The following is a 19560-nucleotide window of genomic DNA, read 5'->3' on the forward strand; positions in this document are numbered from 1 at the left end:
GCTGATTTTTCCGCTGCTCATGTCGCTTGCTTCTCTCCGCCCGCATTTCAAACCCACTCTTTTACTGGCTTACCCGGTCGTTATCAGTCAGCTGGGGCACGTGCTCGTGAACGTGTGCGACAGTATGGTGGTGGGTCAGCTGGGCATCGTTCCGCTGGCGGCCGTGTCGTTGGGCGTGAGCGTGAGTACGGTGGTGCTGGTGTTTGGCCTGGGTTTGTCGATGGGCATTACGCCGCTGGTAGCCGCCGCCGACGGCCAGCGCGACGTGGCCCGCATCGGGCAGTTGCTCGTGAATGGCGTGCTGCTGTGCACGCTGGCGGGCGTGGTGCTGGCACTGGCGGGGCTGGTGGTGCCGTGGGGGCTGCAGTTTCTGCGGCAGCCAGCAGCCGTAGTGGAGCTGGCCGCCCCGTGGGTGCGCATCATGTTTATGTCGCTGCTGCCGCTGATGGTGTTTCAGGGTTTCCGACAGTTTGCCGAAGGGCTGGGCCTCACCCGCCAGGCTATGTATTTATCGGTGCTGGCCAATGTGCTCAATGCCCTGCTGTGCTATGCTTTGGTATTCGGCAACTGGGGTGCCCCGCGTATGGGCATGGTGGGCTCGGCCTGGGCCACGCTCATTTCCCGGGTGCTGATGGCTATTCTGATGGCTACCTACGTGCTGCGGGCCCGACGTCTGCAGCCTTACCGCGCGGCGGTGGGAGCCTGGCGGCCTTCCGGGGCCGTGCTGCGCAAGCTCACCGACCTTGGGGCTCCTATTGGGGTGCAGATGATGTTTGAAGTAGGCGCCTTCAGCGTGTCCGCCATCATGATTGGCTGGCTGGGCGCTACCGCGCTGGCTGCCCATCAGATTGCCATCAACGTGGCCTCGGTTACCTACATGGCGGCCAGCGGCATTGCGGCGGCAGCTACCATCCGGGTGGGGCGGCAGCGCGGGCTGGGTAACGCGTTGGGCAGCCGCCACGCGGGCTACACGGCCTACCTGCTCACGTTTGCTTTCATGAGCGGCATGGGGCTCGTGCTTGTTTTCGGCCGATTCTTTATTCCCACGCTCTACAATCACAACCCCGAAGTGGTAGGGCAGGCGGCTTCCCTGTTGCTCATTGCGGCGCTGTTTCAGATATCGGATGGGGTGCAGGTGGTGGGGCTAGGCGCATTGCGCGGGTTGGAGGACGTGAAGTGGCCCTCGGTGGTAGCGCTGCTGGCGTACTGGGCCGTGGCGCTGCCGCTGGGCTACGTACTGGGTTTTGTATTTAAGCTGGGCGCCATGGGCGTTTGGACGGGGCTGCTCACGGGCCTTTCGCTGGTGGCTGGCGTGCTGCTGTGGCGTTTCAACCGCTTTAGTGCCGTAACAGTGAACGAACCCACGACCGTGCTGCGTTAGCGCCAGAACAGACATATTCCGCTGTATCTGCGATGCTGCTTTCCTTGATTTCCGTGCTGCCGCTGTGGTTGAACTGGTTGAGCCCAGCGGCCATTAACCCGCCGGTGGCTGCTACGCTGGCTCCAGCTCCTGCCCTGGCGTGGTCGGCCAGCCGGCCGCTGAGCTGGGCCGACTTTCAGGCCCGGCCCGGCGCACCCGCCAACCTGGCGGCCCTCACCTCGGCCAATATTAGCGTCAACGTTGGCTGCACCGATTTCAAGTTCAACGCGGCCGTGAAAGCCGTATTTACGCCTACCGAATCCTGGGTGCGCGAGCCGGGCAAAGCTAGGCCCGAATTGCTGCGCCACGAGCAGGTACATTTCGACCTCACCGAAGTACACGCCCGGCAGATGCGCCAGAAGCTGGCCCTGATGCAGTTCGACTGCGACAAGCTGCAGCCGGCTCTGAACAACTACACCAAGGTGGCTTTTCTGGCCTGGCAGCGCGAAGAAGCCCGCTACGACCAGGAAACCAACCACGGCCTGAATGCCGAACGCCAGCAGCAGTGGGCCGCCGCAGTGCAGCAGCGCCTGGAGAAGCTCAGCGCCTACGCCCTGTCGGAGTAAGGCGGCTGTTACCAGCTTGCTTTCAGGAGTCTTAAAGCCTCTCTGCTTCTGCATGACGGGTTGAACAATTACCGCGTATCCCGTAGCTTGGGCCGCAAAAACTTCCTATGGAAACAACGGCTGGTCCGCTTAGCTGGGCGGAATTTGAACGCGTAGAGCTGCGCGTGGGCACTATTGTAGAGGCGCGGGAGTTTCCCGAGGCGCGCAAGCCGGCGTATCAGCTGCTGATTGATTTTGGGCCCGAAATCGGCCGCAAGCGCTCCAGCGCCCAGATTACCTTACGCTATCAGCCGCAGGACTTAGTAGGGCGGCAGGTGGTGGCCGTGGTCAATTTTCCGCCGCGCCAGATCGGGCCGTTTATGTCGGAGGTGCTGGTGACGGGCTTTTCGGATACTGATGGCGCCATCGTGCTCATCGGCCCCGATACGCCCGTGCCGAACGGGCAGCGGCTGCACTAGCGGCCGCGCCGGTATATTTCGCCGGGCGGGGGTGGAGAAGAAGGCGCCGGCGCTCCGGGGGGCCGGTACTTGGCGCCCCGGGCCGTGAGGGAGTCCAGCACCAGGTCGTACACTTCCTGCAGGTCTTTGTCGTGCAGGGTGTAGTAGCGGTAGCTTTTAGCGAAAGCCGAGTCGCCCACCTGGTTGCGCCGCAATACACTATCCTGCAGCTGCATATACAGCGCCTGCGCCGAGTCGGTGGTCAGGCGCGAGGCATCTACCCGGGCTTCGGCCAAGTGCAGGTCGGTTAGCAGGCGCGCCATTTGGGGCTTGGGCACCAGCGGCTGGGGCGGCGCTATTTCTTCGGAGCGCTGGCAGCCAGCTAGCAGCGTGAAAGCCACGCCGGCACAAACGGAAATCAGTTTCACGCGGCAAAGTTAGGAAGATGCGTTAGTTTAGCCGGAATGAAGGCCGCCGAAGCCACCCCACTGCAGCAGCTTATACGCAAGCTGCGCCAGTTCGAGATTCGCATTCGTCATGCCGTCGACGCGCAGCTGCAGGGCAACTTCCACTCCGTGTTCAAGGGCACGGGGCTGGAGTTCGACGACGTGCGCCTCTATCAGTACGGCGACGAGGTGCGGGCCATCGACTGGGCCGTATCCAGCAAGGGTCACGGTACCTTCGTGAAAACCTACAAGGAGGAGCGCGAACAGCAGGTGCTGCTGCTGCTGGATGTGAGTGCCTCCCAGCGCGTGGGCGCCGCCGGCCGCCGCAAGATTGACGTAGGCCGCGAAGTCTGCGGATTGCTGGCTCTCACGGCCGCCCGCCAGAGTGCTCAACTAGGCATATTGGCCTTTTCCGATCAGAAAGAGCTTTATCTGCCGCCGGGCAAAGGCATCCGGCATGCCTACGCCCTCATCAAAGGCCTATTCGACCTCACGCCCCGCTCCCCGCACACGGCCGTAGCGGCCGGCATCAAGCAGGCGCTGGGCCTTATCAAGCGCCGCAGCCTGGTTATTCTCTTATCCGATTTCATTGATACCGGCTACGAGCGGGAGCTGACGATGCTGGCCCGCAAGCACGACCTGATTGTGGTGCAGCTGCTCGACCAACGGGAGCGGGAGTTTCCGCCCCTGGGCATCGTGCCCCTGCTCGACCAGGAATCGGGCCGCACAGTTTGGGTAAATACGTCCTCGGCGGCCTTCCGGGCACGCTACCGGGCCACCTACGAGCAGAACCGGGAGCAGATCGGGCAGATTTGCCGCCGCCACCGCACCGAGTTCGTGTCCATTGCCACCGATGCTGACTACGTGCCGCAGCTAGTAAACCTGTTTCGGCGGCGCAACCAACGCAGCCGTGGGTAGCCGCTGGGTGGCGCGCCTTGGCCTGGCCCTGGCGCCGCTGGCGGCCCTGGCACAGCAGCCGGAGCCCGTCGGCCGGTTCCGGCAGCCCACCACGCAGGTAGGCGAGGTAGTGGAGTTCGAGCTGACGTTCCGGCACCCGGCCGCGCTGGAAGTAGTCTTCCCTGATTCCACGGCTGATTTCCGGCCATTCGAGTACGTGGGCCGCCGCTACTCCCCTACCCGCACCCGCCAGGGCCAGAGCCTCGACCGCGCCGTGTACCGCCTGCGCACCTTCGCCCTCGACCCGGTGCAGCAGCTGAGCTTGCCCGTAACCGTGCTGCGCGGCCGCGACTCCGTATTGCTGCCCACGGCCCCGGCGGCGGTGCGGCTGCGCTTTCTGGCTCCGGCCGCTACGGCTTCTCCGCCCGCACTGCGCGCTACGACTACCCTGCTGCCGGTGGAGGCCCGCTTCAACTACCCCTACTGGCTGGCGGCCCTGGGCGGGCTGATGGTACTAAGCGGTGGGCTGGTGCTGCTGTTTCGCCAGCGCCTGCGCCGCCGCTATCAGCGCTACAAGCTCCGGAAAAACCACGCCTACTTTCTGGCCCAGTACGCCCGCCACATCGAGCGGTTTGAGTTGTCGCGCTCGGCTACCAATATGGAGCGGGCCATTACGCTCTGGAAAAACTACCTCACCCGCCTCGAAGACAGCAACCTCAACTCGCTTACGACCCGCGAGGTGGAAGCCCACTACGAGCACCACCCAGCCATGAGCAGCGCCCTGCGCGTGGCCGACCGGGTGGTGTATGGCAACCTGCTGGCCGAAGACGAGACGCCGGAAATCGACCAGGCCTTTACGCAGCTGCGCGAGTTTGCCGAGCAGCGCTATCAATTGGCGGCGGCCCGGGTGCTGGTTGCGTAAGCGGCCGGCTTGTGGCGGGGCGTCACAATCCCGGCCGGGGCCGTAGCTTTGCTTTCTTCCCGGCCCGACTTTTCTTTTCCACCGCCTTCATGCTGACGTTGCTGGACGGCCTGCGCTACTCTACCCTCACCAGCTATTCCTGGGAGTGGCCGCGCGTGCTGCTGCTGCTGCCGGCCCTGCTGCTGCTGCCGGCCCTGCGGTGGCTGCTGGCGCACCGGGGGCGCACCCGGCTGGGGGTAGCCTTCGTGGCGGGCCGGTTGCGCACGGACTGGTCGGCGCTGCTGCGGTTTCTGCCGGATATGGTGCTGCTGCTCTGCCTGGCCTTTGCGGTGCTGGCCCTGGCCCGCCCCCAGCGCACCGACGAGCGAGTGGTACAAACCGGTGAAGGCATCGATATTCTGCTGGTGCTGGACGTGTCGGGTTCCATGGAGCTGCAGGACCTGCAGCCCAACCGCCTGGAAGCCGCCAAGCGCGTGGCCCGCGAGTTTGTGGCCGGCCGCGCCGGGGACCGGATCGGGCTGGTGGCCTTTGCCGGCGACGCCTACTCCCTGGCCCCGCTTACCACCGATTACGACCTGCTGCGCGAAAACCTAAGCGAGCTGCGCCTGGGCATGATTGCTAACGACGGCACCGCCATTGGCACGGCCCTGGGCGTAGCCACCAACCGCCTGCGCGACTCCCGCAGCCGCACCAAAGTCTGCATTCTGCTTTCCGACGGCGAAAACACGGCCGGCAACCTCGACCCGCTGCTGGCGGCCCAGCTGGCGCACGCCTACGGGCTGCGGCTCTATACCATTGGCGTGGGCCAGGATGGTACCGTGCCGTTCGGCAAAGACGAGTTTGGGCGCCCGCGCTACGTGGAAACCCGCCTCGACGAAACGGCCATGCGCCAGCTGGCTATGGCTGGCGGCGGCCAGTTCTTCCGCGCCACGGACACCGAGGCCCTGCGCGAAGTATTCGACCAGATCAACCGCCTGGAAAAGTCGGAAATCAAGCAGACTCGTTACCGCAATACCACCGACCACTACCGCTACTACCTGGCCTGGAGCCTGGCGTTCTGGCTCTTCTGGCTGGCTGTCAAAAATACCTTCCTCACCAACTCTCTGGAAGACTAACGCTTCGCTTAATGTGCTAATGTGGAAAATGTGCTGATGTGCTAATTAAGTCCCTCAGCACATGAGCGAAACCCGGCTCATTCTCTTGACATTAGCGCAGTAAAGTCTATTAGCGTATTTTTCAAATACTTCACATTAGCGAAGCGCAGCACATTAAAAAACATGCCCATAGCCGATAACATTCGTTTTTTTGAGGAGCAGCTAGCCGGCACCAGTGCCCGGCTGGTGGTGGTTACAAAGACGCACCCAGTAGAGCGGCTGCGGGAGGCCTACGACGCGGGTGCCCGCATCTTCGGCGAAAACCGCGTGCAGGAAATGACCGCCAAGCAGCCCGAACTGCCTGCCGACGTGGAGTGGCACCTTATCGGGCACCTGCAAACCAACAAGGTGAAGTACATAGCGCCCTTTGTACATACCGTGCAGAGCCTCGACAGCCTGAAGCTGCTGGAGGAGTTGGAAAAGCAGGCGGCCAGACACAACCGCGTGATTGACGCCCTGCTGCAGTTTCACATTGCTGAGGAAGCCACCAAAACCGGCCTCACCCTGCCCGAAGCGGAGGAGCTGCTGACGTCTGATACTTTCCGTCAGCTGCGCCACGTGCGCATTGTGGGCGTCATGAGTGTGGCTACGTTTACGGATGACGAGGCCCAGCTCCGCCGCGAGTTTCAGATGCTGCGGGGCTACTTCGGGCAGCTGCAGGCAAGGTTTTTCACGGATCAGCCCGCTTTCCGGGAAATTTCCATGGGCATGAGTTCTGACTACGCGCTGGCTTTGCAGGAAGGCAGCACCTTCATTCGGGTAGGCAGCGCTATTTTTGGGGCACGGGGTTGACTGGTTTGATGGTTGTCTTGTTGAATGGCTGTGTTGTCATCAACTAGGTAGTTCCTTTTGAGAATATGCGGTACATTTTTACTTTTTTGCCGCTTCTACTGCTGCTGGCGTGCCAAGATTCATCTGACCGCATGGCCCATACTTCCGCCAAAGTGGCCGAGTATTCCCGCATAGCGCCTGCTTATTCAGCTGATTCGATGCATGCGGCCCGGCTGGCAGCCCAACGTTACGTAATCGATACCATGGCAATCCTGACTAAAAAGCGGTTGCCGGCCTTACTGGAAAAACTGCAGCGTACCAAGCTCACAACGTACACTTCTGCCCAAGCACTGCCGCCGATAGTAGCCGCTTTCCTGGCATTGCAGACCGGGGCCACTGGCGCCCCCGAAATAGCTGACCGAGGAGCGCCCTTTGAGGCAACGGATGCTATTTATGATAACTCCTTACCAAGGCGGCAGTTGATCTATCTGGGGCGGAGTGATGATATGGCGTTGCTGGCCTACTACCACGGAGGCGTCGGCCTGTCTGTGCACGTGGCCATTTTCCAGCTGAAGCATAGCACGATTCAGGATATGTGGTCTGGATGTTTAACCGGCGACCCTGTTACCAAAGAAGATATTTTCCAACAATTGCACGAGCTACCCCTCGAAAGAACCATAACAGGCTGCGGATTAATCTTCTAGGGGCAGCCATTAAACCAGAAAACCATTAAGCCATTTCCCCATGCAACTAACTGCCCGCGTCATTCTTCAACTGGCCGCCGTGCTGGGCTTGCTTAGCGTCGGTATTGGCGCGTTTGCCGCCCACGGCTTGCACGATATGCTGCAGCGCACCAACCGCCTCGACACGTTTGAAACTGCCGTGCGCTACCAGTTCTACCACACGCTGGCGCTGCTGGCGGTGGGGGGTGCTGCTGGCGGCCCGGCCCGAGCTGCAGGGCCTGGGCCGCACCGCCGGGCTATGGCTGGGAGGCATTGTGCTGTTCAGCGGCTCCTTGTATTTGCTCTGCTTTACGGGCTACACCAAGCTGGGCGCCGTCACGCCCATCGGCGGGTTGCTGTTCATTGCAGGCTGGATCAGCCTGCTGCTGGTAGCCCGGCAGCTGTAGCTGCTTACGCGGGCTGCAATTGCCCACCAATGATGACCTGCCGAACCGGGTTTTCGCCGAGCCAGTAGGGCAATTCTTCGTAGCTGCGCACGTCCAGCACGAGCACATCGGCGCGCTTGCCGGGCTCCAGCGAGCCGCAGTCGTGCTGGCGGTTGATGGCCCAGGCGGCGTTGATGGTGACGGCGGCCAGCGCCTCCCGGGGCGTAAAGCCCATGTTCAGGCAGGCCACCGACTGCGCCAGCCACAGGTTTTTACTCGGGCAGGAACCGGGGTTGAAGTCGGTGCTGAGCGCTACGGGCACGCCCTGCTCGATGAGCTGCCGGCCGGGTGCGTACTGCTGCTGCCGCAGAAACAGGGGCACCAGGGGCAGCAGCACGGCTACCGTACGCTCCTGCGCGGCCACCCGTGCCGCGTCGACGGCCGAGAGGTAGTCGCAGTGGTCTACACTCACGGCGCCCAGCTCGGCAGCCATGGCGCTACCACCCAGGTCGTGCAGCTGCTCGGCGTGGATTTTCAGACCGAAGCCCAGTGCCCGCGCCCTTTCCAGGTACCGGCGCGAATCGGCTACGCTGAAGGCGCCCTCCTCGCAGAAAATATCCACGAACTCGGCTTGGCCTTGTAGCTCCGGCAGTACTTCCTTGGCCAGAAAATCAAGATAGTCGGCGGGGCGGCCCTTGAACTCAGGCGGCACCACGTGGGCCCCCAGAAAGGTGGGCACCACGCGCACGGCCTGGCGGTGGCCTGCCTCCCGCGCTACCCGCACCAGCCGCAACTCGGTTTCGCGGTCGAGGCCGTAGCCGCTCTTGGCTTCCAGCGTGGTAATGCCGTAGCGCCGGAACCCTTCCAGGTGGTGCAGGGCGCCGGCCAGCAGCTCCGCTTCCGACGCCGCCCGCGTAGCGCGCACGGTGCTCAGAATGCCCCCGCCCGAAGCCAGGATATCGAGGTAGGACTCGCCGCGCAGCTTGCGCTGAAACTCGTGGGCGCGGTTGCCGGCAAACACCAGGTGCGTGTGGCACTCCACAAGGCCGGGCATTACTACCTGCCCGGCGGCGTCCAGCACCTGGGTTTCGGGCCCTATGATACCGGCCGGCAGCTCACTCATGGGCCCAATGGACACAATTGTCTCTCCCTGACATGCCAGGTAGGCATCTTCCAGCACTTCCCAGCTGCTCAACTGCGCCCCGCGCAGCGGGCCTGGGGCAACACTACGCATGGTGAGTAGTTGACCACAATTTTGGATAAGCAGGGTGCAGTACATAGCAAGCAACGAATGTAAAAAATCATGGCTTTATTTGGACTAAGGCGCCTCAAGTGTGACCTTTACCAAAGCCACGCAAGGCTTTTGGGCATAACCTCACGCTCAGCAGCCTTACGTGGCGGCTCAAAGGTATTGTTGTTTTTCACTCTGCTTCGCCATGAAAAAACTTTCTACTACCCTGGTTTTGGGCCTGTTTACCCTACTGCACGCGGGCAGCGCCTACGCTCAGCTACCCACCGACAGCTATGCCGTGACGCGCGGCTGCAACGTGGGCACCACTACCGGCTCTACCCTGCAAAGCATCAACGTGGATGGCTCCCTGACGCCAATTGGCCCAGTATATGTTGAGGGCACTACTACCCCCCTGATCCTCAATGCCCTGGGCTACGATGAGGACAACGAAGCCGTGGTGTATGCCATGGACGTACCTGAGCAGGTAACTATTAGCAACTTTGCCACACCGCCTTCCCTCTACCGCATTGACCTGGGTACGGCCGAGGCTACTAACCTGGGCAGCGTGACGCCTCCACCTGCGCCCCCATCCGGAACGTCGGGGCTTAATCCGGCTTTTCGTGTGACGCTGAACTTTATTGGGGATGGCGAAGAAGACGCCGACCCGGTGTCGTTGTACTACGTGGGTGGCATTTCCTTCCGCTACAACTTCCTGGGCGTACCCGGTGCCCGCATCAACGACTTCCATTTCTACGTGGGCACGGTGCAGCTTAACCAGGCCGGCACCTTCAACGCCGCTCCTACCTGGCGTGAGCTGGACATCAGCGACCCGGCCACGACGCTGGTCATCAATGGCTATAAAGCGCAGGTAGAAACTTACCTGGCGGCCGGCGCTACCGGCCCGGCCCCGGAAGGCGGCATCCAGGACTGGGTGTACGACCCAGCCTCGGGCAACCTGGTCAGCTACCTGGGCAAGGAAGACAAGTTCCTGACCATCGTGAACCCGGCTACGGCACCCGTAGCGTCTACCGTAGTAGTGGCCAACCCGGTGCCAACCAATGAAAACGTGGGCGGCATGTTCCGCGACAACCTCAACCAAGTGTATACTATTGATGCCGACAACGGCCTCATTCACCGCATCGACCGCGAAACCGGCGAGTACACCGGCGAATCGTTCGGGGCCGCGTTTGGCTGCTCGCGCGGGGATGCCATGTCGTTTGCCGGGGCCCTGCCGCTGCCGGTTACGCTTACCCGATTCGATGTGCGGCCAGAAGGCGCCCGGGTGGCCGTGGAGTGGACTACCGCCTCTGAGCAGTTGGCCAAGGAGTTTCGGGTGGAGCGCAGCGCCGATGGGCACCACTGGATTACGCTGCACGAGGAGCCGGCCACCAATACGGCTCAGCTTCGTCAGTACCAGTTCACGGATGCTGCCCCGGCCCCGGGCCTCAGCTACTACCGCCTGGCTATGCAGGATCTGGATGGTACCCTCAAGCACTCCGAAATCCGGCAGGTGACGCGAACCGCCGGGGCGGCCTACCTACGAGCTTACCCCGTGCCCGCGCACGACAAGCTGACGGTGGAGATGAACGCCGCGCCCTCGGGCCCACTCACGCTCACCAACAGCCTGGGTCAGGTAGTGCGGCGGCAGGTGGCCGCCACGGCTACCACGCAGCTTTCCACGGCCGGGCTGCCCGCCGGCGTGTACTTCCTGAACGCCCAAACAGGTTCCCAGACTACCACGCAGCGGGTACTTATCCGCTAAAGTCAACCCATGCCCGAGCTGCCCGACGCGCCTCTTATTCTGACGCTCACCCTCGACGCGGCTTCGCAGGCGTATTTCGATGAGCTGCGGCGTCAGCATTTTCCGCCAGCCCGCAACTTTCTGGCTGCTCACCTCACTCTGTTTCATCATCTATCCGGGGCGGCCCTGCCCCAGCTTACGGATCAGCTAACCGACGTTACCCGGCACACCGCCCCGCTGCCGCTGGCCGTAACCGGCCTGCAGTTTCTGGGCCAGGGCGTTGCGTATCGACTGGAAAATGAGGAACTGCGCACTTTGCACCGAAGGCTGCAGCAGGTGTGGAAGGAAACACTGAAGCCTCAGGACCGCCAGCCGCTCCGGCCGCACGTCACGGTTCAGAACAAAGTAGCTCCCGCCGAGGCCCGCGCCCTGCACGAGCAGCTTTCCGCTGGCTTTGCGCCCTTCGGCGCTACGGGCAACGGCCTGCATCTGTGGGCCTACCGCAACGGCCCCTGGGAAAGCCTAGCGGAATTTGTCTTCACGGGCGCCTCAGACCTCCGGTGAATACATTAGAAGCTGGCAGGCTATAAAGACACCTACACTAAGCTTGCTCCGTCAAACGAAGTAGGGTATCGTCCAAGCCAACCCGTGGCCACTGCTAAGGTTTGCGGCGGGGCTTTATGGTATGCGTCAGGGCTTTGAACTGGGCGAGCGTAGCCTCCACGTCGTCGTGGGCCAGGCCCAGCATGGACACCGCCGTGTTGCCGATAACCGATACCTGCTGGTAGAGCAGTACGCGCTGACCGTTGAGCTGGGCGAAGCCTTCGGTTTCGTAGGTGAGCAGGTCGTTTACCTTAGCAGAGGAGATTTTGCGGGCCGTGAAGCCCTGCAGCGTGGGGTAGCGCCCCAGCATCTGCTGGCTTACGTCGGCGGCCGTGATGCCGGAATTGTAATCTGCTAGGCGAACGGCTACGGTAGGGGCACTACCTACGGCGGGCTGCCCTCCTACGGTGTAGTAGTACGTGCCGCCCTCGGCCCGCGCAAAACGGAACGTGGACTTGCTTTCGTCGAAGGCAAAGAGGGCCGTAGCGGGCGCAGCGGCAGCGGTGGCTTTCTGGTAAGTGGCCGAAAGCAGGCTGCGCCGCAAGGCCCGGGCGGTAGCCGTGTCGGAAGCCGGGTAGCGGGCCTCCAGCAGTACGGCAAACGTAGAATCGCCGAACAAGACCTGCGCCGACTCCTGCGCGGGCGACAGGCGCACCCGTGCCAGTCGGGCCGGATAGGCCGCGCCGGCTACTTCCTGCAGCTCCAGCACCTGCCCACCCCGGGCCACAAACCGCGCCGCCGTGAAGCCTGCCGCCTGCCGGTAGTAGTTGCCGCCCTGCCCGTCGAAGACCTGCAGCACGGCCGCTTCGCGCCGCAGTCCCGTGAGGCCGGGCGCCGGGGTGAAGCCGGCCGGGGGCACCAGCCACACGTGCGTACCGGCAATACGCTGCGCGCCGGGCGCACTCTGGGCCTGGCCAGCCAGCGGCATCAGCCCCAAACTCAGCAGCAGGCCCGAAATGCGTATCCCAATTGTTGCCATCATGCGTACTGGAAGCTACTGTGTACTGAAAACCGGGCGTTGCTGGCTTGTTCCGCCGACCTGAGCCGCCCGGAGCCGCCGCCCGCTCCCGCAAATATGGTGGGGTTCGGTAGCTTTGCCGCTGCCGGGGCGCGGTCTTTTTTCGTTGAAGCTGATTTTCTGCCTATGAAAGCGTTGCTGCTGATTGATATTCAACCCGATTTCCTGCCCGGCGGCCGGCTGGCCGTGCCCGAGGGCGACGCCATCATTCCGCTGGCCAACGCGCTGCAACCGCACTTTCCGCTGGTGGTAGCCACCCAGGACTGGCACCCGGCCCGGCACCAGAGCTTTGCCAGCCAGCACGCGGGCCAGCAGCCTTTCAACCGCATCGATTTGCACGGCCTGGACCAGGTGCTCTGGCCAGACCACTGCGTGCAGGGAAGCGCCGGAGCCGAGCTGGCCGCAGAGCTGGACACCAGCCGCGTGGAAGTTATTTTCCGTAAGGGCACGGAGGTGGAAATTGATTCGTACAGCGCTTTCTTCGACAACGGCCACCGCAAAAGCACCGGCCTGGCTGACTACCTGCGCGGCCGGGGCGTGCGGCAGGTGTACGTGGCCGGCCTGGCGGCCGATTACTGCGTGTACTTTACGGCCAAAGACGCCCTCCAGGAAGGTTTTGAAACCTACGTGATAGAAGACGCCACCCGCCCCATTTCGGCCGAAGGCTTTGAGCAGGCCAAAGCTGATTTACGCCAGCGCGGCGGCCACCTTGTTACCTCGGCGCAGGTGCTGGCCGGCTGACTTCTTTGTGTACGTGCACCTCGCTTTCTTCCGCTGACGTTTTCGTAGTCTGTTGAACTCCATGCCCGATAGCCGCCCGCCGGCCGCCGCTACGGTCAGCATCATCATTCCTACCTACAACGAAGCCGCGCAGATTGGGGCGCTGGTGACTTATCTGCGCGCACACGGAGCCGCCGAAGCTAGTGTGGAACTACTGGTAGCCGATGCGCAAAGCCCCGATGGTACCGCTGGTGTGGCTGCCGCTGCCGGGGCCCGCGTACTACAGTGCCCACGCAAAGGCCGGGCAGCCCAGCTCAACCACGGCGCCCGGCACGCGAGCGGCCAGCTGCTTTACTTTCTGCACGCCGATACGCTGCCACCCGCCAACTTTCTGACTTACATCCGGCAAGCCTTAGCGGATGAGGCTACGGGCAGTGGCTGCTTCCGCCTGTGCTTCGACTACCCCCATTGGTTTCTGCGCCTGAGCGCCTGGTTTACGCGCTTTGATCTGGACCTTGTGCGCTTCGGCGACCAGAGCCTGTTTGTGCGGGCCGAGGTGTTCTGGCGGGCGGGGGGATTCCAGGAAGAGCTGCTGGTGCTCGAAGACCAGGAAATCATCGGGCGGCTGCGGCGGCACGGACGGTTTCGGCTGCTGCCGTTTGCCGTTACCACTTCGGCCCGCAAGTACCGGGAAAATGGGGTTTTTCGGCTGCAGTTCACGTTTGGGCTGCTCTGCGCGCTCTACTACCTGCGGGTGCCGCAGCCAGCGATGGTGCGCACCTACCGCCACCTTATCCGCCAAGACAAGCTGTAGCGTAGAGGTGAAACCAGGGCATAAAAAAAGCAGCCTGCCACGGAAGGCAGGCTGCTTTTCTTCTCAGGCCCGAAGGCCTGGCGCGAACTAAGCGCGACGTACTTTCACGGCGTTCAAGCCTTTGCGGCCTTCCTGCACGTCAAATTCTACTTTGTCGTTGTCACGGATTTCGTCGATCAGACCGGTCACGTGCACGAAGATGTCTTCGCCGGTTTGGTCGTTTTTGATGAAACCGAAGCCTTTGGTTTCGTTGAAGAATTTTACAGTTCCCGTCTGCATGGTAAATGGAAGTGAAAAAAGGTAGTCAGTTAAGCAAATGTCAGCGGAACCCTACCAACATTCAGCACGCGAATCGGGAGTAGTGGTACGAAGCAAATTGCCGGGGGTAAAGGTAATATTTTTTTCAAGTTTGTATACCCTGCGTAGCCTGATACGCAGAATTAGTAGTATTTCCGGCCTGTGCCAGCGCTGCTACGGCCGTTCGCAGGCTTTCTGCCAGCTCCGTATCCGTAATTTCCCCCTGCGCATTCACCTTGCCCGAAACCTGCCCCACCTGCAGGGCAGCCGCCTCGTTTACAGCTGCTTCCATCACGCGCAGCATGGCCGTCAGGCCGGCGTGGGCCTGGTCGGCGCCGGTAGTGCCGGGCGAGGCGCTCCACACGGCCACGGGCTTATGGTACAGCTCGCCGGAAGGCACCAGCCATTCCAGCGCATTCTTGAGCACGCCGGGCATGCTGAACACGTATTCCGGGGTGCAGAACAGGACAGCATCGGCGCGGCGCACCAGCTCACGGAAAGCCGCCACGGCCGGGGCCCCGGGCTCGTCGTAGTTGCCAGGCTGAAAATACGGCAACTCGGCTAGGCTCGGGCCCAAGCTGATAACTACGCCCACCGGGGCCAGCAGGGCCGCGGCCCGCAGCAGGGCGGTGTTGGAAGAAGCGGCGCGGAGGCTGCCGGAAATGGCCAGAATATGCATGGCAGATAAAGCTGAAAGCGTGGAGCAAAGTACGCGGAATAAACCGGCGCCACGGCTCAGCTTGCGCAAACAATCCTCACCTTTTACCGCTTTCCTGCGTACTTCGTGAGTCTCTTCCTGAACTACGCATGACTACGACCGAACCTACTACTTCCGCCACGGCCGACGTGGTGCTGATTGGCGCCGGCATTATGAGCGCCACGCTGGGCCTGATGCTCAAAGAGCTGCAGCCCGACCTGACTATTACCATTTTCGAGCGGCTCGACGTGGCCGCCGCTGAAAGCTCCGACGCCTGGAACAACGCTGGCACCGGCCACTCGGCCTTCTGTGAGCTGAACTACACCCCCGAAAAGCCCGACGGCTCCATCGACATCAGCAAGGCCATCAAGATTGCCGAGCAGTTTGAAGAGTCGAAGCAGTTCTGGTCGTACCTGGCCGAAACCTACCAGGTGAAGGAGCTGACGCGCTTCATCAACCATATTCCGCACCTGAGCTTTGTGTGGGGCCCCAAGAACGTGGAGTTCCTGCGCAAGCGCCACGCGGCCCTCACCCAGTCGCCCTTGTTCCAAGGCATGGAATACACCGAAAACCGCGAAACGCTGGAAAGCTGGATGCCGCTGGTGATGCACGGCCGCGACCCGCAGCAGCCCGTGGCCGCCACCCGCATGGACCTGGGCACCGACGTGAACTTCGGTTCCCTCACCCGCGGCATGTTCAACCTGCTGCAGCAAAAGCCCGGTGTGACCATCCATTTCCACCACGACGTGGAAAAGCTCCGGCAGAAAGAGGACGGCCTGTGGCGCATCAAAGCCAAGGACTTAGCCACGGGAGAAGAAAAGAAAATCCGGGCGCCGTTTGTGTTCATCGGAGCCGGCGGAGGCTCGTTGCCGCTGCTGATTAAGTCGGGTATTCCGGAGGGTGCGGGCTTTGGCGGCTTCCCTGTGAGCGGGCAGTGGCTGAAGTGCTTAAACCCCGCCGTTATTGCCCAGCACCACGCCAAAGTGTACGGCAAAGCGGCCGTAGGGTCCCCGCCTATGTCGGTGCCCCACCTTGATACCCGGGTTATCAACGGCAAGCAGGAACTGCTGTTCGGGCCGTATGCGGGCTTCAGCACCAAGTTTCTCAAGCAGGGCTCCTACCTGGACTTGCCCCTGTCGGTGAAGCTGAGCAACATGCGGCCCATGATTATTGCCGGCCTCAAGAATATTCCGCTTACCAAGTATCTGGTCAACCAGGTTCGGCAGTCACCGGAAGACCGGTTGGCCGCGTTGCGTGAGTACCTCCCCGAAGCCAGGGCTCAGGACTGGCAACTCGAAACGGCCGGTCAGCGCGTGCAGGTTATCAAGAAAGACGAAAAGGAAGGCGGCATCCTGGAATTTGGCACCGAGGTAGTAGCTGCCAAGGACGGCTCCATTGCCGCTTTGCTGGGCGCCTCACCGGGTGCTTCCACGGCCGTCAGCATCATGGTGGGCCTTATCCAGCGGTGCTACCCGCAGCAGTCGGCCACGCCGGCGTGGCAGGCCAAGTTCCGGGACATGCTTCCCTCCTTCGGGCACCACCTCAGCGAGGAGCCGCAACTGCTGGCCGAGCTGCGCGCCCACACCAGCCAGGTGCTGGGCCTGACGGAAACCGCCCCGGCGGCGCGCTGAACCCGGCCCGGAATGTCAGTTGAAAAGCCACGCTGCCGCAACCCGGGGCGTGGCTTTTTTCTGCCCGTGCGCCGCTGTTTTGCGTTAGGGTTTGACGCCTTGCAAAGCCTGCCTACTTTTGCGGCGCCAGTGGTCCGGCCTTTTCGGTTTCGGCCCGCTACTTCTTTCGACCCATTTTCGTGCGCCCCGGGCGCTTCCCCAGCCATTTGCCTATGAACCCATTAGCCAGCGTCCGTCAGTTCAACCAAAGCATCTGGCTGGATTATATCCGCCGCAACATCCTTGTGAACGGGGAGCTGCAGCGCCTGCTCACAGAAGACGGCCTGCGCGGGGTGACCTCCAACCCGGCCATCTTCGAGAAGGCCATCGGCGGTAGTGCTGACTACGACGCCAGCATCCAGGCCCTGGCTTTGCAAGGCCTTTCGGCCGAGCAGATCTACGAGCAGTTGGCCACGGAGGACGTGCAGCACGCCTGCGACCTGCTGCGCCCGCTCTATGACCAGCCTGACAGCCAGGGCGACGGCTACGTAAGCCTGGAAGTGTCCCCGGCCCTGATCCACGACACGGAAGGTACCGTGCAGGAAGGCCTGCGCTTCTGGCAAGCTGTGAACCGGCCCAACGTGATGATCAAGGTGCCCGCTACCCTCGAAGGCCTGCCCGCCATCCGCCAGCTCATCGCCCAGGGCGTGAACGTGAACGTGACCCTGATCTTCGGCCTGGAACGGTATAAAGCCGTGGCCGAAGCCTTCCTGCTGGGCCTGGAAAACCGCGCCGCGGCGGGCCAGCCGCTCTCGCGCATCGACTCGGTGGCCAGCTTCTTTCTCTCCCGCATCGACGTGCTGCTGGACCCGCAGCTCGAGCAGTTGGCTGCCCAGGGCGGGGAAAAGGGCGCACTGGCCCAGTCCTTGGTGGGCGAAGTGGCCCTGGCCAGCGCCAAGCAGGCATATCAGCTCTACAAGCAGATTTTCAGCGGGCCGCGCTGGCAGGCTTTGCAGGCGCAGGGCGCGGCCGTGCAGCGGCTCTTGTGGGCCAGTACGGGCAACAAGAACCCCAAATACGACAACCTCAAGTACGTCGAGCACCTGATCGGCCCCGAGACGGTGAATACCATTCCCGTCGAGACGCTGGACCTATACCGCACGGGCGGACGGCCACAGAGCCGCCTGGAAGAAGGCACCGAGCAGGCCGCCCAGGTACTGGCGCGCTTGTCCGAGCTGGGCATCGACCTGAATCAGGTAAGCCAGCAGCTCGAAGATGAAGGCGGTCAGAAGTTCAATGAGCCTTTTGCCAAACTCCTGACGGTACTGGAACAGAAACGCCAGCAAGCCCTGCAAGCTCCGCTTGTATCCGCCGAACTGCACCTGGGCCAGTACCAGGCCGCCGTGGATGCCAAGGTAGCGGAGCTCAACGCTCAAAACTTCACCGCAGGCTTCTGGAACAAGCAGGCCGATTTGTGGGTGGAGGATGCTACCGCCCAGCAGAGCGTACGCTCCTTCATGGGCTGGCTGCGCGTGGCTGAAACCATGGTGGGTGCGGTGCCCGAAATCGAGCAGTTCGTGCACGAGGTGAAAGCCGCCGGCTTCAAGCACGTGGTGGTGATGGGTATGGGCGGCAGCAGCATGACGCCCATTGTATTCAAGCAGGCCTTTGCCGGGCAAGCCAATGGGTTGCCGCTGTCGGTGCTGGACACTACCAACCCCGGCTCGGTGCGCGAGATTGAAGATGCCGTGCCCCTGGCCGAAACCCTGTTCGTGGTAGCCAGCAAATCGGGCACCACGGCCGAGCCCCTGGCCTTCGGTGACTATTTCTACAATCGTCTCCGGGAAATCAAGGGTGAGCGGGCCGGCGAAAACTTCGTGGCCATTACCGACCCGGGCTCCAAGTTCGTGACGCAGGCTACCCAAGATGGCTACCGCCGCATCTTCCTGAACTTTGCCGAAGTAGGCGGCCGCTTCTCGGCCCTCTCCTACTTCGGGCTGGTACCGGTCGCGCTCTACGGCCTGCCCATCGGCGACATTCTGGCCCGGGCCGTGCGCATGATGCGCGCCTGCGGTGCCTATGGCCCCGTAAGCCACAATCCCGGCCTGGAGTTGGGCGCGGCCCTGGGCGTACTGGCCCAACATGGCCGCGACAAGCTCACGCTGGTAGTGCCCGATTCGCTGAGCGACCTGGGCCTCTGGCTGGAGCAGCTCATTGCCGAAAGCACCGGCAAGGAAGGCAAAGGCGTGTTGCCCCTGGCCGGCGAGCCACTGACTTCAATTAGCTCCTACGGCTCGGACCGTGTATTCGTGTACGTGGGCTACCAAGGCCAGTCCGATGCCGTGAATGAGCAGCACCTGGCCGCGCTGGAAGCCGCCGGCCACCCCGTAGTGCGCATTCTGATGGAAGATGCCCGCGACCTGGGCTCGGAGTTTTTCCGCTGGGAAGTAGCCACGGCCGTGGCCAGCGCCGTGCTGCGCATCAACCCCTTCGACCAGCCTAACGTGCAGGCCGCCAAAACCGCCACCGACCAGCTGATGAAGGTAGTGGTAGAAAAAGGTGCCCTGCCCCAGACCTCAGAGCCGGTAGTACGTGCGCAGGACGCCGCTTACTATACTAACGTGCCCGGCCGCAACGCAGAGGAAGTGCTCCAAAGCTTCTTCGGGCAAACCAAGCCTGGCGACTTCCTGTGCATTCAGGCTTACCTGATGGAAACGCCGGCGCTGAACGAAGAGCTGCAGCAGGTGCGCGCCCTGGTGCAGGAACAGCTGCACATTGCCACCGCTTCGGGCTACGGTCCCCGCTTTCTGCACTCCACCGGCCAGTACCACAAAGGCGGCCCCGACACCGGCCTCTACCTGCAGCTAACCACCGACCACGCCCAGGACCTGCCCCTGCCCGGCCGCCCCTACACCTTCGGCACCTTCCAGAATGCCCAGGCCGCCGGCGACCTGCAGGCCCTCCAGGATTACAACCGCCGCACCCTGCGCATCCACTTCAACGGCAACCCTACCCAGGGTGTGGCCGATTTGCTGGCGCAGCTGCGCACCGTGCTGGCGAAGTAGATTCATTTACAAGTGAAAAAGCAAAAGCCTGATCATCCATTGA

The 19560-nt window shown here is 62.5% G+C and carries 19 protein-coding genes and 1 pseudogene; 15 read left to right on the plus strand and 5 right to left on the minus strand.

What is annotated here, in order from left to right; all coding sequences use genetic code 11:
* The first annotated feature begins 19 nt into the window (after positions 1 to 19).
* The 3 genes from LRS06_RS02985 to LRS06_RS02995 all read left to right on the plus strand — a co-directional run bounded on the left by LRS06_RS02985 (position 20) and on the right by LRS06_RS02995 (position 2444).
* The gene (locus LRS06_RS02985; protein WP_257870113.1) at positions 20 to 1381 is read left to right on the plus strand and encodes an MATE family efflux transporter; all 1362 of its coding nucleotides are present in this window, start codon (positions 20 to 22) and stop codon (positions 1379 to 1381) included.
* 32 nt (positions 1382 to 1413) lie between these two features.
* Entirely contained in the window at positions 1414 to 1986 is a 573-nt protein-coding gene (locus tag LRS06_RS02990) for a DUF922 domain-containing Zn-dependent protease (protein WP_257870114.1), read from the plus strand.
* Positions 1987 to 2093: 107 nt separating this feature from the next.
* Positions 2094 to 2444 (plus strand): tRNA-binding protein, encoded by a 351-nt coding sequence (locus LRS06_RS02995; protein WP_257870115.1) that lies wholly within the window; start codon positions 2094 to 2096, stop codon positions 2442 to 2444.
* Here LRS06_RS02995 and LRS06_RS03000 read toward each other — a convergent pair.
* A complete protein-coding gene (locus LRS06_RS03000) occupies positions 2441 to 2851 on the minus strand; it encodes a DUF4296 domain-containing protein (protein WP_257870116.1) in 411 nt (136 codons plus the stop codon). The genes LRS06_RS02995 and LRS06_RS03000 overlap by 4 nt on opposite strands.
* Positions 2852 to 2887: 36 nt before the next feature.
* Between LRS06_RS03000 and LRS06_RS03005 the strand changes: the two genes are divergently transcribed.
* The 6 genes and pseudogenes from LRS06_RS03005 (at position 2888) to LRS06_RS03030 (ending at position 7742) form a co-directional block, all read left to right on the plus strand.
* Entirely contained in the window at positions 2888 to 3787 is a 900-nt protein-coding gene (locus LRS06_RS03005; protein WP_196953047.1) for a DUF58 domain-containing protein, read from the plus strand.
* The gene (locus tag LRS06_RS03010) at positions 3780 to 4688 is read left to right on the plus strand and encodes a hypothetical protein (protein WP_257870117.1); all 909 of its coding nucleotides are present in this window, start codon (positions 3780 to 3782) and stop codon (positions 4686 to 4688) included. The genes LRS06_RS03005 and LRS06_RS03010 overlap by 8 nt, the downstream gene beginning before the upstream one ends.
* A gap of 89 nt (positions 4689 to 4777) precedes the next feature.
* The gene (locus tag LRS06_RS03015; RefSeq protein WP_257870118.1) at positions 4778 to 5803 is read left to right on the plus strand and encodes a VWA domain-containing protein; all 1026 of its coding nucleotides are present in this window, start codon (positions 4778 to 4780) and stop codon (positions 5801 to 5803) included.
* 162 nt (positions 5804 to 5965) lie between these two features.
* Entirely contained in the window at positions 5966 to 6634 is a 669-nt protein-coding gene (locus tag LRS06_RS03020) for a YggS family pyridoxal phosphate-dependent enzyme (RefSeq protein WP_257870119.1), read from the plus strand.
* 65 nt (positions 6635 to 6699) lie between these two features.
* Positions 6700 to 7317, plus strand: a complete 618-nt coding sequence (locus LRS06_RS03025) for a hypothetical protein (protein ID WP_257870120.1) — start codon at positions 6700 to 6702, stop codon at positions 7315 to 7317.
* Positions 7318 to 7357: 40 nt separating this feature from the next.
* A pseudogene (locus LRS06_RS03030) lies at positions 7358 to 7742 on the plus strand (DUF423 domain-containing protein).
* A 4-nt stretch (positions 7743 to 7746) separates the two neighbouring features.
* On the opposite strand, the gene hutI reads toward LRS06_RS03030, so the two are convergent.
* A complete protein-coding gene (gene hutI / locus LRS06_RS03035; RefSeq protein WP_257870121.1) occupies positions 7747 to 8955 on the minus strand; it encodes an imidazolonepropionase in 1209 nt (402 codons plus the stop codon).
* A gap of 202 nt (positions 8956 to 9157) precedes the next feature.
* Between hutI and LRS06_RS03040 the strand changes: the two genes are divergently transcribed.
* Positions 9158 to 10714, plus strand: a complete 1557-nt coding sequence (locus tag LRS06_RS03040; protein WP_257870122.1) for a T9SS type A sorting domain-containing protein — start codon at positions 9158 to 9160, stop codon at positions 10712 to 10714.
* 9 nt (positions 10715 to 10723) lie between these two features.
* On the plus strand, positions 10724 to 11257 hold the full coding sequence (locus LRS06_RS03045) for a 2'-5' RNA ligase family protein (RefSeq protein ID WP_257870123.1): 534 nt from the start codon (positions 10724 to 10726) through the stop codon (positions 11255 to 11257).
* Between the two features lie 94 nt (positions 11258 to 11351).
* On the opposite strand, the gene LRS06_RS03050 is transcribed toward LRS06_RS03045, so the two are convergent.
* On the minus strand, positions 11352 to 12278 hold the full coding sequence (locus LRS06_RS03050; protein ID WP_257870124.1) for a hypothetical protein: 927 nt from the start codon (positions 12276 to 12278) through the stop codon (positions 11352 to 11354).
* 162 nt (positions 12279 to 12440) lie between these two features.
* Between LRS06_RS03050 and pncA the strand changes: the two genes are divergently transcribed.
* Positions 12441 to 13055, plus strand: coding sequence for a bifunctional nicotinamidase/pyrazinamidase (gene pncA / locus LRS06_RS03055; protein ID WP_257870125.1), 615 nt, complete (start codon positions 12441 to 12443; stop codon positions 13053 to 13055).
* Between the two features lie 61 nt (positions 13056 to 13116).
* The gene (locus LRS06_RS03060; protein WP_257870126.1) at positions 13117 to 13848 is read left to right on the plus strand and encodes a TIGR04283 family arsenosugar biosynthesis glycosyltransferase; all 732 of its coding nucleotides are present in this window, start codon (positions 13117 to 13119) and stop codon (positions 13846 to 13848) included.
* A gap of 87 nt (positions 13849 to 13935) precedes the next feature.
* Here LRS06_RS03060 and LRS06_RS03065 read toward each other — a convergent pair whose 3' ends face one another.
* Both LRS06_RS03065 and LRS06_RS03070 read right to left on the minus strand, forming a co-directional pair.
* Positions 13936 to 14127 carry a cold-shock protein gene (locus tag LRS06_RS03065; RefSeq protein WP_149068989.1) on the minus strand — a complete coding sequence of 64 codons (192 nt, stop codon included), beginning with the start codon at positions 14125 to 14127 and terminating at the stop codon, positions 13936 to 13938.
* A 124-nt stretch (positions 14128 to 14251) separates the two neighbouring features.
* The gene (locus tag LRS06_RS03070) at positions 14252 to 14824 is read right to left on the minus strand and encodes an NADPH-dependent FMN reductase (RefSeq protein WP_257870127.1); all 573 of its coding nucleotides are present in this window, start codon (positions 14822 to 14824) and stop codon (positions 14252 to 14254) included.
* Positions 14825 to 14952: 128 nt separating this feature from the next.
* On the opposite strand from LRS06_RS03070, the gene LRS06_RS03075 reads away from it, so the two are divergent.
* Together LRS06_RS03075 and LRS06_RS03080 are read left to right on the plus strand one after the other, a co-directional pair.
* A complete protein-coding gene (locus LRS06_RS03075) occupies positions 14953 to 16473 on the plus strand; it encodes a malate:quinone oxidoreductase (RefSeq protein WP_257870128.1) in 1521 nt (506 codons plus the stop codon).
* Positions 16474 to 16685: 212 nt separating this feature from the next.
* A complete protein-coding gene (locus LRS06_RS03080) occupies positions 16686 to 19517 on the plus strand; it encodes a bifunctional transaldolase/phosoglucose isomerase (protein ID WP_257870129.1) in 2832 nt (943 codons plus the stop codon).
* Positions 19518 to 19560: the final 43 nt, after the last annotated feature.

The organism is Hymenobacter sp. J193 (genome assembly GCF_024700075.1).
GTDB lineage: Bacteria > Bacteroidota > Bacteroidia > Cytophagales > Hymenobacteraceae > Hymenobacter.

Coding starts and splice junctions, on each gene's coding strand:
- LRS06_RS03015 (WP_257870118.1), top strand. CDS start 4,778: ATGCTGACGTTGCTGGACGGCCTGCGCTACTCTACCCTCACCAGCTAT.
- LRS06_RS03065 (WP_149068989.1), bottom strand. CDS start 14,127: ATGCAGACGGGAACTGTAAAATTCTTCAACGAAACCAAAGGCTTCGGT.
- LRS06_RS03025 (WP_257870120.1), top strand. CDS start 6,700: ATGCGGTACATTTTTACTTTTTTGCCGCTTCTACTGCTGCTGGCGTGC.
- LRS06_RS03005 (WP_196953047.1), top strand. CDS start 2,888: ATGAAGGCCGCCGAAGCCACCCCACTGCAGCAGCTTATACGCAAGCTG.
- LRS06_RS03040 (WP_257870122.1), top strand. CDS start 9,158: ATGAAAAAACTTTCTACTACCCTGGTTTTGGGCCTGTTTACCCTACTG.
- LRS06_RS02995 (WP_257870115.1), top strand. CDS start 2,094: ATGGAAACAACGGCTGGTCCGCTTAGCTGGGCGGAATTTGAACGCGTA.
- LRS06_RS02985 (WP_257870113.1), top strand. CDS start 20: ATGTCGCTTGCTTCTCTCCGCCCGCATTTCAAACCCACTCTTTTACTG.
- LRS06_RS03060 (WP_257870126.1), top strand. CDS start 13,117: ATGCCCGATAGCCGCCCGCCGGCCGCCGCTACGGTCAGCATCATCATT.
- LRS06_RS02990 (WP_257870114.1), top strand. CDS start 1,414: ATGCTGCTTTCCTTGATTTCCGTGCTGCCGCTGTGGTTGAACTGGTTG.
- LRS06_RS03050 (WP_257870124.1), bottom strand. CDS start 12,278: ATGATGGCAACAATTGGGATACGCATTTCGGGCCTGCTGCTGAGTTTG.
- LRS06_RS03080 (WP_257870129.1), top strand. CDS start 16,686: ATGAACCCATTAGCCAGCGTCCGTCAGTTCAACCAAAGCATCTGGCTG.
- LRS06_RS03075 (WP_257870128.1), top strand. CDS start 14,953: ATGACTACGACCGAACCTACTACTTCCGCCACGGCCGACGTGGTGCTG.
- pncA (WP_257870125.1), top strand. CDS start 12,441: ATGAAAGCGTTGCTGCTGATTGATATTCAACCCGATTTCCTGCCCGGC.
- LRS06_RS03020 (WP_257870119.1), top strand. CDS start 5,966: ATGCCCATAGCCGATAACATTCGTTTTTTTGAGGAGCAGCTAGCCGGC.
- LRS06_RS03070 (WP_257870127.1), bottom strand. CDS start 14,824: ATGCATATTCTGGCCATTTCCGGCAGCCTCCGCGCCGCTTCTTCCAAC.
- hutI (WP_257870121.1), bottom strand. CDS start 8,955: ATGCGTAGTGTTGCCCCAGGCCCGCTGCGCGGGGCGCAGTTGAGCAGC.
- LRS06_RS03045 (WP_257870123.1), top strand. CDS start 10,724: ATGCCCGAGCTGCCCGACGCGCCTCTTATTCTGACGCTCACCCTCGAC.